This is a genomic window from Streptacidiphilus jiangxiensis (assembly GCF_900109465.1).
Classification (GTDB): domain Bacteria; phylum Actinomycetota; class Actinomycetes; order Streptomycetales; family Streptomycetaceae; genus Streptacidiphilus; species Streptacidiphilus jiangxiensis.
Genome location: NZ_FOAZ01000017.1, coordinates 42,575 through 56,799 on the forward strand (window position 1 = coordinate 42,575; position 14,225 = coordinate 56,799).

The 14,225-nt window shown below is 72.8% G+C and carries 13 protein-coding genes and 1 pseudogene; 6 read left to right on the forward strand and 8 right to left on the reverse strand.

The genetic code is table 11. The features are described 5' to 3' along the window. Nucleotides 1-54: 54 nt before the first annotated feature. The 3 genes from BMY61_RS28465 (at nt 55) to BMY61_RS46535 (ending at nt 3,141) form a co-directional block, all read left to right on the forward strand. Nucleotides 55-1,026, forward strand: coding sequence for an NHL repeat-containing protein (locus tag BMY61_RS28465; RefSeq protein ID WP_143094561.1), 972 nt, complete (start codon nt 55-57; stop codon nt 1,024-1,026). Nucleotides 1,027-1,150: 124 nt separating this feature from the next. Next, nucleotides 1,151-2,416, forward strand: a complete 1,266-nt coding sequence (locus BMY61_RS28470) for a flavin-containing monooxygenase (protein ID WP_042443308.1) — start codon at nt 1,151-1,153, stop codon at nt 2,414-2,416. A 473-nt stretch (nt 2,417-2,889) separates the two neighbouring features. Continuing rightward, nucleotides 2,890-3,141, forward strand: coding sequence for a hypothetical protein (locus BMY61_RS46535; protein WP_042443306.1), 252 nt, complete (start codon nt 2,890-2,892; stop codon nt 3,139-3,141). Nucleotides 3,142-3,169: 28 nt separating this feature from the next. Here BMY61_RS46535 and BMY61_RS45335 read toward each other — a convergent pair. Further along, nucleotides 3,170-3,445 (reverse strand): annotated as a pseudogene (locus BMY61_RS45335) (IS5/IS1182 family transposase); the annotation flags it as partial. Nucleotides 3,446-3,637: 192 nt separating this feature from the next. On the opposite strand from BMY61_RS45335, the gene BMY61_RS28480 reads away from it, so the two are divergent. Continuing rightward, nucleotides 3,638-4,492, forward strand: coding sequence for a HEAT repeat domain-containing protein (locus tag BMY61_RS28480; RefSeq protein ID WP_161791207.1), 855 nt, complete (start codon nt 3,638-3,640; stop codon nt 4,490-4,492). Nucleotides 4,493-4,728: 236 nt separating this feature from the next. Beyond that, the gene (locus BMY61_RS28485) at nt 4,729-4,938 is read left to right on the forward strand and encodes a serine protease inhibitor (RefSeq protein WP_042443302.1); all 210 of its coding nucleotides are present in this window, start codon (nt 4,729-4,731) and stop codon (nt 4,936-4,938) included. Here the strand turns inward: BMY61_RS28485 and BMY61_RS28490 are convergent. The 4 genes from BMY61_RS28490 to BMY61_RS28505 all read right to left on the reverse strand — a co-directional run bounded on the left by BMY61_RS28490 (nt 4,890) and on the right by BMY61_RS28505 (nt 10,964). Then, nucleotides 4,890-6,371: an aspartate ammonia-lyase gene (locus tag BMY61_RS28490; protein WP_082014772.1), complete on the reverse strand. Its 1,482-nt coding sequence runs from the start codon at nt 6,369-6,371 to the stop codon at nt 4,890-4,892. The genes BMY61_RS28485 and BMY61_RS28490 overlap by 49 nt on opposite strands. After that, on the reverse strand, nt 6,368-7,909 hold the full coding sequence (locus BMY61_RS28495; RefSeq protein ID WP_042443300.1) for an APC family permease: 1,542 nt from the start codon (nt 7,907-7,909) through the stop codon (nt 6,368-6,370). Before BMY61_RS28495 ends, BMY61_RS28490 begins: the two co-directional genes overlap by 4 nt. 132 nt (nt 7,910-8,041) lie before the next feature. Further along, on the reverse strand, nt 8,042-9,406 hold the full coding sequence (locus tag BMY61_RS28500; RefSeq protein ID WP_042443298.1) for an aminotransferase family protein: 1,365 nt from the start codon (nt 9,404-9,406) through the stop codon (nt 8,042-8,044). A gap of 46 nt (nt 9,407-9,452) precedes the next feature. Next, nucleotides 9,453-10,964: an aldehyde dehydrogenase gene (locus BMY61_RS28505; RefSeq protein WP_042443296.1), complete on the reverse strand. Its 1,512-nt coding sequence runs from the start codon at nt 10,962-10,964 to the stop codon at nt 9,453-9,455. A 128-nt stretch (nt 10,965-11,092) separates the two neighbouring features. On the opposite strand from BMY61_RS28505, the gene BMY61_RS28510 reads away from it, so the two are divergent. Further along, on the forward strand, nt 11,093-11,698 hold the full coding sequence (locus BMY61_RS28510; protein ID WP_042443544.1) for a TetR/AcrR family transcriptional regulator: 606 nt from the start codon (nt 11,093-11,095) through the stop codon (nt 11,696-11,698). Nucleotides 11,699-11,855: 157 nt separating this feature from the next. On the opposite strand, the gene BMY61_RS28515 is transcribed toward BMY61_RS28510, so the two are convergent. The 3 genes from BMY61_RS28515 to BMY61_RS28525 are packed head-to-tail and all read right to left on the reverse strand — an operon-like array spanning nt 11,856 to nt 14,190. Then, the gene (locus tag BMY61_RS28515) at nt 11,856-13,043 is read right to left on the reverse strand and encodes a M20 family metallopeptidase (RefSeq protein WP_236655879.1); all 1,188 of its coding nucleotides are present in this window, start codon (nt 13,041-13,043) and stop codon (nt 11,856-11,858) included. Further along, a complete protein-coding gene (locus BMY61_RS28520; protein WP_042443294.1) occupies nt 13,040-13,720 on the reverse strand; it encodes a DUF1028 domain-containing protein in 681 nt (226 codons plus the stop codon). The genes BMY61_RS28515 and BMY61_RS28520 overlap by 4 nt, the downstream gene beginning before the upstream one ends. Next, complete coding sequence (locus BMY61_RS28525; RefSeq protein WP_042443292.1) at nt 13,717-14,190, reverse strand: RidA family protein; 474 nt, start codon at nt 14,188-14,190, stop codon at nt 13,717-13,719. The genes BMY61_RS28520 and BMY61_RS28525 overlap by 4 nt, the downstream gene beginning before the upstream one ends. Nucleotides 14,191-14,225: the final 35 nt, after the last annotated feature.

Here is a 14,225-nt window from a genome sequence, read left to right on the forward strand (position 1 = left end):
CACGAGACTGAGGGCGACGACCAGCGGTCGGATCGCTGATCGATGGAGGGGAACATGAAGAAGCTCCTGCCCGTCACGGGCGCGCTCGTTGCACTGACCCTGTCGCTCGGCGCGCTCGCGGGCCCTGCGGCCGCATCGGCCACCGCCACGCCCGCGCACGTCCTGGCCCACTTCGACTTCACCGAGCACCAGACCCCGGAGAACCTCGCGGTGGAGCCAGGCGGCGCGGTCGACCTCACCTTCTCCGTGGCCCGGCAGGTCGCCAGGGTCCAACCGGACGGCAAGGTCCGCGTGTTGGCCACCATGCCGCTGCCGAAGGACGGCGGCGCGAACACGCCGGTCCTCGGCTTCGCGGCCACGATGGGCCTGGTGCGCGGCGGCGACGGCACCGTCTACTTCCTCTATGCCGCCGGAAGCCGGAAGTTGACGGGCGTCTGGCGACTGCGGCCGCACGGGCGCCCGGAGCGCATCGCCGCACTGCCCGCCGACAGCCTCCCCAACGGCCTTGCCCTGGACGGGCACAGCGGCACACTCTACGTCGCGGACAGCGCGCTGGGCCGAGTCTGGTCCGTCCCGGTCGGCGGCGGGCGGGCGACCGTCTGGAGCGACGCGTCCGAGCTCGCGGCCGTGCACTACCTGGGTGCCAACGGCATCAAGGTCCACGATGACGCCGTCTGGGTGTCCAACACGGACCAGGGCACCGTCGTACGCATCCCCCTGCTGCCGGACGGCCGCGCGTCCCGGGACCCGCAGGTGTGGGCGAGCGGACTGGACGCGGTGGACGACTTCGCCTTCACCGGCCCGGGCCCGCAGCTCCTGGTCGCCCTGAACAAGAGCGACCAGGTGGTCCGTGTCGACCAGGGCGGGGTCGTCACCCCGGTCCTCGGTCCGGCGGACGGCCTGGAGAACCCGAGCTCGCTCGCGGTCGACGCCGGCTCGGTGTACGTCGCCAGCGCCGCATACCTCACCCACGTCGACCCGAACCTGCTGACCGCCTCGCTGGGCGCGCTGACCGGCCGAGACTGAACATCTGCAAAACAGATCACTCACAGCGAAAACCTCTATTGGACAGAAAACCGGCCCCGTTCGAGGATTTCTGGTGCGGCGCGGCAGCAAGCCGCGCACCGCCCGAGCGGAGGTTGAGGCTGACATGCCGAGTGAAGAGACCGAAGTCGTCGTCGTCGGGGCCGGTCAGGCAGGCGTGGCGATGAGCGAGCACCTGGGCGCCCACGGCATCCCGCACGTCGTCCTGGAGCGGCACCGGATCGCCGAGCGCTGGCGCACCGAGCGCTGGGACTCCCTCGTCGCGAACGGGCCCGCCTGGCACGACCGGTTCCCCGGGCTGGAGTTCGCCGACGTGGCCCCCGACGCCTTCGCCTCCAAGGACCAGGTCGCCGAGTACTTCTCCGCGTACGCGGAGAAGATCGGCGCCCCGATCAGGTGCGGCGTCGAGGTGACCTCGGTGCGCCGTCACGCCGGCCGGCCCGGCTTCCGGGTCGAGACCTCGACCGGCCCGATCGACGCACGCTTCGTGGTCGCGGCCACCGGCCCGTTCCAGCACCCGGTCATCCCGCCGGTCGTCCCGGACGGCGCCGTCCCGGTGCAGATCCACTCCAGCGGCTACCGCAACCCCGGGCAGTTGCCCGAAGGTGCCGTCCTCGTCGTCGGAGCCGGCTCCTCGGGCGTCCAGATCGCCGACGAGCTGCGCCGCTCGGGCCGCCGCGTGCTGCTCTCCGTCGGCCCGCACGACCGTCCCCCGCGCGAGTACCGCGGCCGGGACTTCTGCTGGTGGCTCGGCGTCCTCGGCCTCTGGGACGCCGAGACGCCGCCCCAGGGCGCCGAGCACGTCACCATCGCCGTCAGCGGCGCGCGCGGCGGCCACACCGTGGACTTCCGCGCACTGGCCGCAGACGGCATCGAGCTCCTCGGCATGACCGCCTCCTACGAGGCGGGCGTGCTGCACTTCGCCCCCGACCTGGCGGCGAACATCGCCGCGGGTGACGCCAAGTACCTCGCCCTGCTCCAGGCCGCCGACGCCTACGTCGAGCGCAACGGCCTGGACCTCCCCGAGGAGCCGTCGGCCCACGTCCTCGGCCCGGAACCGGCCTGCGTCACCGACCCCCGCCTCTCCCTCGACCTGGCCGAGGCCGGCGTCACCTCCATCGTCTGGGCCACCGGCTTCGCCACCGACTACTCCTGGCTCGACGTCGACGCCCTCGACGACCGCGGCCGCCCCCGGCAGCACCGCGGCGTCTCCAGCGAACCCGGCGTCTACTTCCTCGGCCTCCCCTGGCTCTCCCGCCGCGGCTCCAGCTTCATCTGGGGCGTCTGGCACGACGCCCGCCACATCGCCGACCAGATCACCATCCAGCGCAGCTACCTCACCCACGACGCCGCACGGCGGTCGGAGGCGTAGGAGCACACGCCCACGAGAGGTGACTCAGGCGGCCCGTCGCTCGACTCCCCGCAGCACGGCCGGTGCCGGCCGGGTTCGCCGCGGCGGACCGGCCGTCAGCAGCGGGGCGCGGGCCTCACGGTGAGCGCCCCAGCCGGCGGAGCACGCGGGCGAGGTCGAGCCGGCCGGGCGCACCCCAGGACGGCTGCAAGGCCGCCCCGCGGTAGAGGGTGACCAGTTCGGCTGCGGCTCTTCCTGCTGATGACCAACCGCATCCGCCGAGAACCGGCGGCCGCAGGGCCGGTGGCCCCACCTGGGTCAGCTCTGCGAAATGGGCTTGCGGTCCGGCGGGTGACGGTGGGGACACCACCCCGTAGGACGTTGTTTCCCTCGGTCCCGGCCGACCGCAGTGGGTGTCGCCCGTGAGGTGACCCGAATGCCTGCGGGGTGGCAGCATCGCCTCGTCATCGCGGGCATCCGAGGAGGTCAAGGGCGTGCTTCAGGGCGACGAAGTGGTGCGGGCCCTTCTGGCGGCCGTGGCGACGCTGGAGGATCTCGTCAAGGTCGGAACCGACTCGCAGATGGCCTTGAGCGCCCTGGAAGAGATCGCGTCTGAGCTCGACACGATGGACCCGGTGGAGAACCGGCGGTTCATCGAGGCGTTGGACCGTGTCGCTGCTGCCGAGCCGGACCGTGCCGTCTGGATCCAGGCCGTTCCGAGTGCGCTGGGCATTGGGCGGATCTGATCAGCCGGCCGTCAGGCGCCGGAAGCAGAGGAAGGCGGCGGCTACGCCGACGAAGCCGCCGACACCCCGCCAGCCAGGACACCGTCCGCTCGGCCACCCATCGGTGGCGGCCCAGGCGACCGGAGGTCTCGATCCCACCGCGGGCGGTCCGGTGCGGGATCCCCCGGCCTCGAAGCCATCGGCGCAGGTAGTCGTCGTATCCCGTGTCCGCGTGGAGCTTGCCCGGTCGCCGCCGGCGTGCTCCACGTCGGGAACGGATCGCCGGGATGCCCCGAACGAGCGCCTGCAGGACCAGGTTGTCGTGGGTGTGGCGGCCGAGATGCAGATCTGCCGGCACAGCGCCGACCACCTCCCTGCGGACGCCGGACGACCCTCCCCGGAACCACCCGCGCGAGCAACTCCCTCAGCTCGTCAAGCACCAGACGCTCGGCAGGACCCTCCACACCCGGCCCGACGCGGCATTCAGCCAGGGGGAACGGTGTCTAAGGTGAGCTGCATGGCAGGGACGGATCCGGGAGAAGGCCGCGCCGAGCGCGCCGCGTTGAGGCGTGCGTTGGAGGAGTTGGACGCACGGCTGGCCGTGAGCGCCGGGCGTGGGCCTGGGGCCCGTCTTCGGTTGGAACCCTTGGTGGAGACGCTGCGGACGCCGGAAGCCGCGTTCCTGCAAGCGGAGCTGGAGCAGCGGCTCGCCCACCACGTCGCCGCGGACGATTCCTTCGCTCGCGACCGGATTGCCCACGCCCTGGCGGGTGCCTGCGGCCGAGAAGCCCTACCGGCGGTGTTGCGTGCCATGGTGACCGATCGCAACGAGGACGGGGACATGCTGCATGTCGACATCCTCGATCTCTTCGAAGCCTGGCCGGAGGCCGCGTTCGAGCTGTCCATGGACTACACCGCTTCCGACGATCCGGGGCTGCGGAAAGTCGGCCTCTGGGGCGTGCGCTACTTCGACTCGCTCGGCACCAAGTACTTCGACCTGGTCGCCGACGCAGCCGGCGACCCGGACCCACGGGTGCGCGCCGATGTGATGACCACCCTCGGCTCGGCCTTCGCCCTGGGTGATCCCTCGCGGGCCCTGGCTGTCCGGATCGCCGGCACGTCCGACCCGGTGCCCGAGGTCCGACGAGCCGCCGCGGCGTCCCTCTGGCCGGCGCGAGAGGGAACAGCCACCGACGCGTTGCTCGCCCGCACCCGCGACCCTGACAGCCTGGTCCGATACTGGGCCGCACTGGCACTGTCCGGAAGGCCCGCCCCCGAGGTCCGCGTCGCACTCGAACGACTCACGGCGGACGAGGAGGCGGTGGTGCGCCGCGCTGCCCGCCAGGCCCTCGCGCCAACCCGGTGGCCATGAAGAGCTCCTCGGGCAGCAGCCTGAGCAAGCGGCTCGGAATTCGGCAACCGTGCCGTCATGCCCCGTCATGATCTTGAGATCCTCTGCAGCCGGATCTGCCCACCGTGGCCAAGGGCCTCCGGCACCCGGGACCCCCCGGGACGCCCGGGACGCCGGGCCGGAATGCCCGCAGGTGTGGAACGGACGCCGCGCGTCCGACGGGTTCCCGCCCCGCGGGCCGGGGAAGACCTGACGCCATGACCGACACCGGAAAGACGAGTTGGCCCGAGTTGACGGGCCTCGACGTGGTCGAGGCGGAGCAGGTCGTCCGCCGCGAGCGCCCCGACCTGAACATCGCGGTCTGCGGACCGGGGACCTTCCTCACTGCGGACTACCGCAAGGACCGGCTCGTTCTGCGTTACGACCCGGAGACCCGCTGCGTCACGGACGTCCCCTCGGTCGGCTGACCGCCGCCGAACGGGCCCGGTCCGGCAGGCCCGAGGGCGAGGCGTTCCGGGCTGAGCAGGAGGTCCAGTTCGGCCTCGGACAGCAGGCCGCGTTCCAGGACCAGTTCGCGGACGCCGCGCCCCGTCGCGAGCGCCTCCGCGGCGACCGCGGTCGCCGCGGTGTAGCCGATGGACGGGTTGAGTGCCGTGACCGTGCCGATCGAGTGGGCGACACCGTGGCGCAGGTGGTCGGCGTTGGCCGTGATGCCGGTGACGCAGCGTTCCGTCAGCGTCCAGCAGGCGCTGGTCAGCAGGGAGAGCGAGTCCAGCAGGCTGTGGGCGATCACGGGCTCGAACGCGTTCAGTTGGAGCTGGCCGCCCTCCGCGGCAAGGGTGACGGTGGTGTCGTGGCCGATGACGCGGAAGGCGACCTGGTTGACCGCCTCCGGGATCACCGGGTTGACCTTGCCCGGCATGATGCTCGAACCGGCCTGGACAGCCGGGAGGTTGATCTCGCCCAGGCCCGTGCGCGGGCCGGAGGAGAGCAGGCGCAGGTCGTTGCAGATCTTGGACAGCTTCACCGCGATGCGCTTCAGCACGCCCGAGAGCTGCACGAACGCGCCGACGTCCCAGGTGGCTTCGACGAGGTCCACGGCGGTGGTCAGGGGCAGGTCGGTCAGGTCGCGCAGACGCGCACACACGGTGGCCGCGTACTGCTCGGGCGCGTTGAGGCCGGTGCCGATCGCGGTGCCGCCGAGGTTGATCTCCAACAGCAGCCGGCAGGCCTCGCCGAGGCGTTCCACGTCCTCGCGGATCGTCACCGCGAACGCGCCGAACTCCTGGCCCAGCGTCATCGGCACGGCGTCCTGCAACTGCGTGCGGCCCATCTTCACCACCGGGGCGAACTCCACAACCTTCGCCGAGAACGCGTCGGCGAGGACGGTCAGCGTGGTGCGCAGCTGCCGCGCGCCGATCTGCAGGGCGATGCGGACGGCCGTCGGGTAGGCGTCGTTGGTGCTCTGGCTGAGGTTGACGTGCTCCAGCGGGTGGAGCTCCGCGTAGTGGCCGCGGGGGTGGCCGAGGAGTTCCAGGGCGCGGTTGGCGACGACCTCGTTGGCGTTCATGTTGCTGGAGGTACCGGCGCCGCCCTGGATGACGTCGACGACGAACTCGTCGTGCAGATGGCCGGCGCGGATCTCCTGGCAGGCGCGGACGATGGCGTCGGCGCGACGCCGGTCCAGCAGCCCGAGCTCGTGGTTGGCCTGCGCCGCCGCCTGCTTGACGCAGGCGAGGGCGACGACGAGCTCGGTGTGGGCGCTGATCGGGGTGCCGGTGATCGGGAAGTTCTCCACCGCGCGCAGGGTGTGGACGCCGTAGTAGGCCTCGGCGGGCACCTCGCGGTCACCGAGCAGGTCGTGCTCGACCCGGTGCGGACCGGTCACGGTGGCGGTCATCGCTGGTACTCCGGGAGTGCGGGGTCGGCCTGGACGCCGGGGCCGGGACGCCCCGCGCGGCGGTCCAGGCGGGCGGCGGTGACGCGCCCGAGGGCGCCGAGGGCGAGCAGGACCGCGACCGTGCCGAGCGTGAACGCCTCGAAGACGGTGCGCGAGACGCCCCAGGTGGCGGTGAAGTCGTAGCTCACGCCGAGGGCCTTCTCCAGCACACCGGGGAAGAGCGCGATCCAGGAGCCCAGCACGATGAAGGCGTAGACGAGCACCAGGCTGATCCGGAAGCCCCAGGCCCCGAACGGCACCCGGTAGGGCCGTGCCACGTTCGGGTGATTCCTGCGCAGGACGCCCAGCGCGGGGATGACGGAGAGATAGGACAGGAGCAGCGTGGTGACGGCGACGGTGAGGACGACCTTGAAGTCGGCGGCGGCCGTGCCGTTGACCAGCAGGGTGGCGGCGAGCATGAAGACGGTCGCGGTGACGCCGGAGACGAGGTTCATCCGGACGGGCGTGCCCAGGCGCGGGTGGAAGGCGCCCAGCGCCCGGCTGAAGAAGCCGCCGTCGGCGGCGGCCATGGCCTGCATCCGGTCGCTGACGATCATCCAGGCACTGCCCTGGGTCATCAGGACGAAGACGAAGAGCACGCTGACGGTGGTGAGCAGCGCGTGGCCGGCGCTGCCGTAGCTGCCGAAGACGAGGGAGGCGGCGTCGAGGAAGCCGGCCACGCCGGTGATCTGCTTGGCGGGCACCACGGCGAGGATCGCGAAGACGGGCAGCAGGTAGCAGCAGGCGGCGACGGCGCCGGAGACGCCGATGGAGACGGGCACGTCGCGCTTGGGGTTGCGCATCTCCTCGCCCGCGGCGTTGGGGGCCTCGAAGCCGACGTAGGCGAAGAGCAGGATCGGCACGAGCGCGAGGAAGCCGCCGGTGGTGGGGGCGAAGGTGGTGCCCGACAGGCCCTTGAAGCCGTGCTGGAGGCCGTAGCCGAACGCGGTCGCGGTGACGATGAGCATGACGGCGACCTTGGCGATCGCCCCGACTGTCGTGATCCACTTGCCTCGCCGCAGCGAGACGACGGCGGTGAGAATCGAGACCCAGATGAAGACCAGCTTGAAGACGTAGTCGGCCACGGTGCCGCTGCCGAGGTGGGTGACGTGCCCGTCCCAGGCGGCCGCGGCGGCGAAGACGAGCGAACCGCCGAGCCAGACGGGGTTGGTGACCCAGTAGAAGAGGGTGGTCAGCGCGGCGGCGGTGCGGCCGAAGGCGAGCCGCACCCACACGTAGGGGCCGCCCTCCTGCGGGAACGCGGCGCCGGTCTCGGCGAAGAGCAGGGCGTAGGGGACGAGGAAGAACAGGGCCAGCAGGGCGGTCCAGGTGACGGCCTCGCCGCCGCCGGTGGCGATCTGGCCGATCACGTCGGCGGAGATCACGGCGGCGACGCCGAGCGCCATGATGTCGAAGCGGCCGAGGCTGCGGTGCAGGTTCGGCACCGAGTCCGATCTGTCGTCGGGTACCTGACCGTCCGTTGCGGGAGCGGTGGACATGGCGGGGCTCCTCAGTGCGGGGAAGTGGGGTGGCCGGGCCGTTCCGGCGGCCGGCGGTGCCGGTGGGGGTGTGGAACGGCCCGGGTTCAGAGGAGGTGCGGTACGTGGGCGCGGGATCGGCCGCTCAGCCGCTCAGCCGCGCAGCTCGCCGTTCGGCCGGACGCGCTCCAGGACCTGGCGCATCGCGTCGACGGCCTCCTTGGCCTCCGCCTCCGTCATGATCAGCGCCGGGGAGAGGACCAGGGAGTGCGCGCAGTCGCGGACGATGACGCCGGTCTCACGGCGGATCACGTCCGGCAGCAGCGGCTGCAGCATCGGCAGCGGCTCGCGCGTGGCGCGGTCGGCGACGAGTTCGACGGCGAGCATCATGCCGACCGAGCGGATCTCGCCGACCACCGGCAGGTCGCCGAGCTGGGCCTCCAGCTCGCGGTGGAGGTGGCCACCGATCTCGGTGGCGCGGGCGAGCAGGCCCTCGCGCTCGATGATGTCCAGGTTCTCCAGGGCGACGGCGGCCGCGACGGGGTGGCCGTTGTAGGTGTAGCCCATCGGGAAGCCGTGGTCGGCGAGGAGCGCCTCGGCGACGTGGTCGCCGACGAGCAGCGCGCCCAGCGGGATGTAGCCGGAGGTGATGCCCTTGGCGGTGACGATGATGTCCGGGCGGACGTCGAAGTACTGGGCGGCGAACCATGTGCCGACGCGGCCGTAGGCGGTGACCACCTCGTCGAGGATCAGCAGGATGCCGTGCCGGTCCAGCACCTCGCGCACCCGCGGCCAGTAGTCGGCCGGCGGGACGAGCATGCCGCCGACGCCCATGATCGGCTCGCCGATCATCGCGGCGATGTTGCCGGGGCCGATCTCGGCGATCCGCTGCTCCAGCTCGGCGATGAGGAAGTCGCAGGGGTCCTCGCCGTGGTAGAGCTCGCTGCGGTACGGCCACGGCGGGGTCAGGTGGGAAACGTGCGGCATCATCGGGGCGAAGCCCTCGTGGTAGACCGGGAAGCCCGTCGCCGAGCCGCCGCCGTAGCCGATGCCGTGGTAGGCCTTGTTGCGGGCCAGGATCCAGGTGCGGTTCGTCTCGCCGCGGCGGTGGTGGTAGTAGCGCGCCATCTTGATGGCGGCCTCGTTGCCCTCGGAGCCGCCGGAGGTGAAGTAGACGTGGTTCAGGCCCTCGGGGGCGATCGAGGTGAGCTTGGTGGCCAGCTCGATCGCGGGGTCGTTGGAGAACTCCCAGAAGCTGGTGAAGTACTCGAGCTTGGCCATCTGCTCGTAGGCGGCGCGGGCCACCTCCTCGCGGCCGTGGCCGATCTGGGCGAGCCAGAGACCACCGGTGGCGTCGAGGTAGGAGCGGCCGTCGATGTCGGTCAGGCGGCAGCCGGAGCCCTCGGTCATCACGACGCGCTCGGTGACGGAGCCCGGCAGGTAGGGGTGGATGATCCGGGCGCGGTCCGCGTCGCGCAGCTGGTCGGGGGTCATCGGGGTACGGCTCGTGCGGCTCATGGTGGTGCCTTCCGTGCGGGGGTGGGAAAGAAGCTCGGGGCGTACGTCAGCCGTAGGAGATCCAGGTGGTCTTGAGGCCGGTGTACTTGTCGAAGGCGTGCAGCGAGAGGTCGCGGCCGAAGCCGGACTGCTTGAAGCCGCCGAAGGGCGTGGCGGGGCTCAGCGCGTCCACGGTGTTGACCGAGACCGTCCCGGCGTGGAGCGCCTCGGCGGCGCGGTGGGCACGGCCGAGGTCGCGGGTCCACAGGGAGGCGGCCAGGCCGTAGGGCGAGTCGTTGGCGATCCGGACCGCGTCCGCCTCGTCGCGGAACGGCAGGACGGTCAGCACCGGGCCGAACAGCTCCTCGCGGGCCATGGGCGCGTCCTCGGGCAGGCCGGTGACGATCGTCGGGTGCAGGTAGGCACCGAGGGCCAGGTCACCGTGGTCGGGGCGGGTGCCGCCGTGGACGACCCGGCCGCCGGCCGCGCGGGCCTCCTCGACGGCGGCGAGCAGACGCTGCGCCTGGGCCTCGTCGACGAGCGGGCCGAGGCGGGTGGCCGGATCGAGCGGGTCGCCGGGGACGTAGGCGGCGGCGTGCTCGGCGACGCGGGCGGTGAACTCCTCGGCGATGTCCGCGTGGACGAGCAGGCGGGTGTTGGCGGAGCAGACCTGGCCCGCGTTGAAGCAGAAGCCGAAGGCGGCACGCTCGGCGGCGGCGTCGAGGTCCGCGTCGGGGAAGACCAGGTTGGGGCTCTTGCCGCCCGCCTCCAGCCAGACCTGCTTGCCGTTGGACTGCGCCGCGTAGGAGAGGAAGAGCCGCCCGACGGCGGTGGAGCCGGTGAAGGCCAGCACGTCCACGTCGGGGTGGAGGCCGAGCGCGCGTCCGGCGGTCTCGCCGAGGCCGGGGACGACGTTCAGCACGCCCGCCGGAATGCCCGCCTCGACCGCCAGCTGCGCGAGCAGCAGCGCGGACTGCGGCGACTGTTCGGCGGGCTTGAGCACGACGCTGTTGCCGGCGGCCAGCGCCGGGGCGAGCTTCCAGGAGGCGAGGTCGAGGGGGAAGTTCCACGGCACGACGGCGCCGACGACGCCCAGCGGCACGCGGCGCACCAGCGCCAGGTTGCCGGGCGCGGCCGGGGCGATCTCGTCGTAGAGCTTGTCGACGGCCTCGGCGTGCCAGGCGAAGCAGCCGGCCGCGCCGGGGACGTCGACGGCGAGCGCCTCGGCGACGGGCTTGCCCATGTCGAGCGAGTCGTACAGGGCGAGCTCGGGGCCGTGCTGCTCGATCAGCTCGGCAAGGCGCAGCAGGCGCTTCTTGCGCGCCTCCGGCGCGAGGCCGGACCACCGTCCGTCGGCGTAGGCGGCCCGCGCGGAGCGGACGGCGTCGTCGACGTCGGCCGCGTCGCAGGCGGCGATCTCGGCGAGGGCCTTGCCCGTGGCCGGGTCGGTGTCGGTGAAGGTGGCGCCGGAGCGGGCGTCGCGCTGCTCGCCGTCGACGAAGGCGCGGGTCCGCGGGGTGAGCCCGGCGGCCAGGCGCTGCCAGTCGGCGTGGGAGAGGGGGGAGGTGGAGTCACTCATGGGAGGGGGTCCTCAGGTGTGCTCGCGAGTTCTTTGATGCGAGATTCAAACAATGGGTGAAGCCCGCGTCAATGACCGGAGCCAGTTTGGTATGGAAAATTTGATGCACGTGTCAGAGAATGCGTGACATGGCACGACCGAAAAACCAGGGAGCCCGCCGCGGGGCGCTGATCGACGCCGCCGGGCGGGCCATCGCGGAGCGCGGCATGGCGGGGCTCCGCATCAAGGACATCGCCGCCGAGGCGGGGGTCTCGGCGGGATCGGTCCTGTACTACTACCCGGAGCTGGACGACCTCGTCCTGGCGGTCCACCAGGACGCCGTCGAGCGGTATCTGACGCAGCGCCAGGCCGAGACGGAGACGCCCGGAGGCGACCCGGTGGCACGGATGCGGGCGGCACTCGCGTCGGGCCTGCCGCAGGGGCCGGAGGACGCGGTGCACCGGCTGCTCTTCGAGCTGCACGGCCTGGCCGACCGCAGCGCCGGGCACGCCGCGCTGATGGGCTCGCTCTTCGCCCGCGAGGTCGCGCTGTACTCGATGCTGCTCGAGATCGGCGTGGTCGCGGGCGCGTTCACGCTCACCACCACGGTGGCCGACGCCGCCCGCAACCTGGTCGCCCTGGAGGACGGCTACGGCCTGCACATCGTCGCCCGCAACCCGGTCGTGGACCGGGCCACGGCGCTGGGCCTGCTGACCGCGCACGCCCGCGCCGTCACCGGCTGCCCGGAGCTGTAGGGCTCCGCCCGGGGCCCACCCCCGGCGGACCTGGCGGCGGGCTCGAACCCGGTGCGGGCTGCCGGCCTCGCCGGACGCCGTCCGGCCTCGACCGGGCCCCCTCGAGCCACGGCGGCCTGCGGCCGACAAGGCCGAGCCGGAGCGGCCCCGCCCGCCCTCAGCCCCCGCCCGCCGCCAGGTCCGCCGCCGTCAGCGCCAGCGCCAGGGCGCCGTCGAGCAGGGCGGCGTCCGCCGTCGCGGTGGCGCAGGCGGCGGCGAACTCGCGCTGATGGTTGACGGCCGGCAGCGAGCCCACCCCGATGTAGGGGTGCAGGGCGCGCACCACGCGGGAGACGTTGCCCATGTCGGTGGAGGCCCGGTTCATCCGCGCCGCCGGATCGCCCGGCGGCGCGAAGCGGCGGCCGATCCCCTCGGCGTTGCGGCGGTAGCGGGCGACCAGCTCCGCGTCGTTGCGGAACTCCGAGTACGGCGGGCTCTCCGGCTCGATCTCCAGCGCGCAGCCGGAGGCCAGCGCACCGGCCCGGAAGCACGCCTCCACGCGGCCCTGGATCCGGTCCAGCTCCTCCAGGCTGGAGGCGCGCACGTACCAGCGCCCCTCCGTCCGTTCGGGGATCGCGTTGGGCGCCTCTCCCCCGCGGGTCACCAGCCCGTGCACGCGCGTGGTCGACGGCAGTTGCTGGCGCAGCAGACCGATACCGACCTGGGCGACGGTGAACGCGTCGGCCGCGTTGCGGCCCTGCTCGGGGTAGGCGGCCGCGTGGGCGGCCCGGCCGGTGTACTGGACGTTCAGGTGCGCGACGGCGAACGGCTCGGCCTCGGCGACGTCGACCGGGCCGGGGTGGACCATCATCGCCACGTCCACGCCCTCGAACGCCCCTCGCTCCAACATGAGGATCTTGCCGCCGCCGCCCTCCTCGGCCGGGGTGCCGAGGACGGTGACGGTCAGCCCGAGGTCGTCGGCGACCCGGGCCAGCGCGCCGGCGGCGCCGACGGCCGCGGCGGCGATGAGGTTGTGTCCGCAGGCATGGCCGAGTCCGGGCAGCGCGTCGTACTCGGCGCAGAGCGCGACGTGCAGCGGGCCGCTGCCGATCCGGGCGGCGAAGGCGGTGGGCAGCTCACAGACCCCAGGCGTGACGGCGTAGCCGAGCTCGTCGAGGAGGGAGGCGGTCCAGCGGGCCGCCTTCTCCTCCTCCCAGGCCGTCTCGGGGTTGGCGTGGAGCCGGTGCGAGAGGCCGGTCAGTCGGTCTTCGAGAGCACCGATCGTGTCGCGGAGCACCGCGCGCGCGGAGTCGGGCGCTTGCGCGAGAGCGGTGCTCGCACCGGTGTCCACCGCTCCGGTGCTCACAGGTCCCCCGGCACGCCGTAGCTGGGCGCCCGTTCGGGGGCCAGGGCGCGCTGGACGTAGGCGTCCTGCTGCGGTTCCCACCGGCGCCACAGCATGCCGAGCTCCGCGACCGGCTCGCCCTCGGTCCAGTCGACCCGCAGGTCGACGACGGGCCACGGCACGGCGTCGGCGACCAGCAGGCCCGCCGAGTGCAGCGGCCCCTCCTCGCCACCCGCCGCCAGACCGGCGGTCAGCGCGTCCAGCAGCCGCTCCGCCAGGGGAAGTTCCGAGGACGTCGCGGTAAAGGCGTCGACCATGGACTGCGGCACGCCCGCGTGCAGCAGCATGTTCCCGGCACCCACGCACTCCGCGCCGACCGCCTGCGCGTACGTGCCGAGCGCGTGCTCGCCGGAGAACGCGGCCGGGCTGCCCTCGGCTCCGACCGCCGTCAACTGGCGCCAGGCGATCAGGGTCTCGGTCTCGGCGGTGTGCCGCACCGCGTCGGACGCCGACGACCCGGCGGCCATGAGGTCCAGCAGCCACGGGCCGAGCCGGGGGTCGGTGACGTTCTGCGTGCAGACCGCCCCCACGCCCGCCCGCACGTGCGCGCAGCGGGCGGCGACCGCCGGGCTGGAGGAGGCGATGACCACGCCGACCTGCCCGGTGCGGGAGCACCGGGCGGCGAGGGAGAGCGTCACAGCAGCTCCCCTCGCTCGGCCGCCTTCGCGTGCCGGATCCCGGCGGCCTCGGCGCGGCGCGAGGCGGGGATGACGGCGGTCGCGTCGATCTCCACCAGCCACTCCGGTCGAGCCAGGGCGGAGACCACCAGCCCGGTGGAGACGTAGTGCACGCCCTTGAGCCAGCGGCCCATCACCTTGTAGACCGACTCGCGGAAGCGGATGTCGGTCAGGTAGATGGTGATCTTGGTGATCTCGTCCAGCGCGCTGCCGGACTCCTCCAGCAGCATGGCGATGTTGGCCATCGCCTTCTCCGCCTGGGCCTCGACATCGCCCACGCCGACGCTCTCGCGGGTCTCCAGATCCTGCCCGATCTGGCCGCGCAGGTAGACGGTGCCCTCGGCGACGACGGCCTGGGCGAGGTCGTTGGCGAGCCGCTGCTCGGGATAGGTGTCGGCCGTGTTGAAACGCCGGATGCGGTGGTGGACCATCAGTTCGCCTCTCCCGGGGCTGGTGAAGTGGGAGT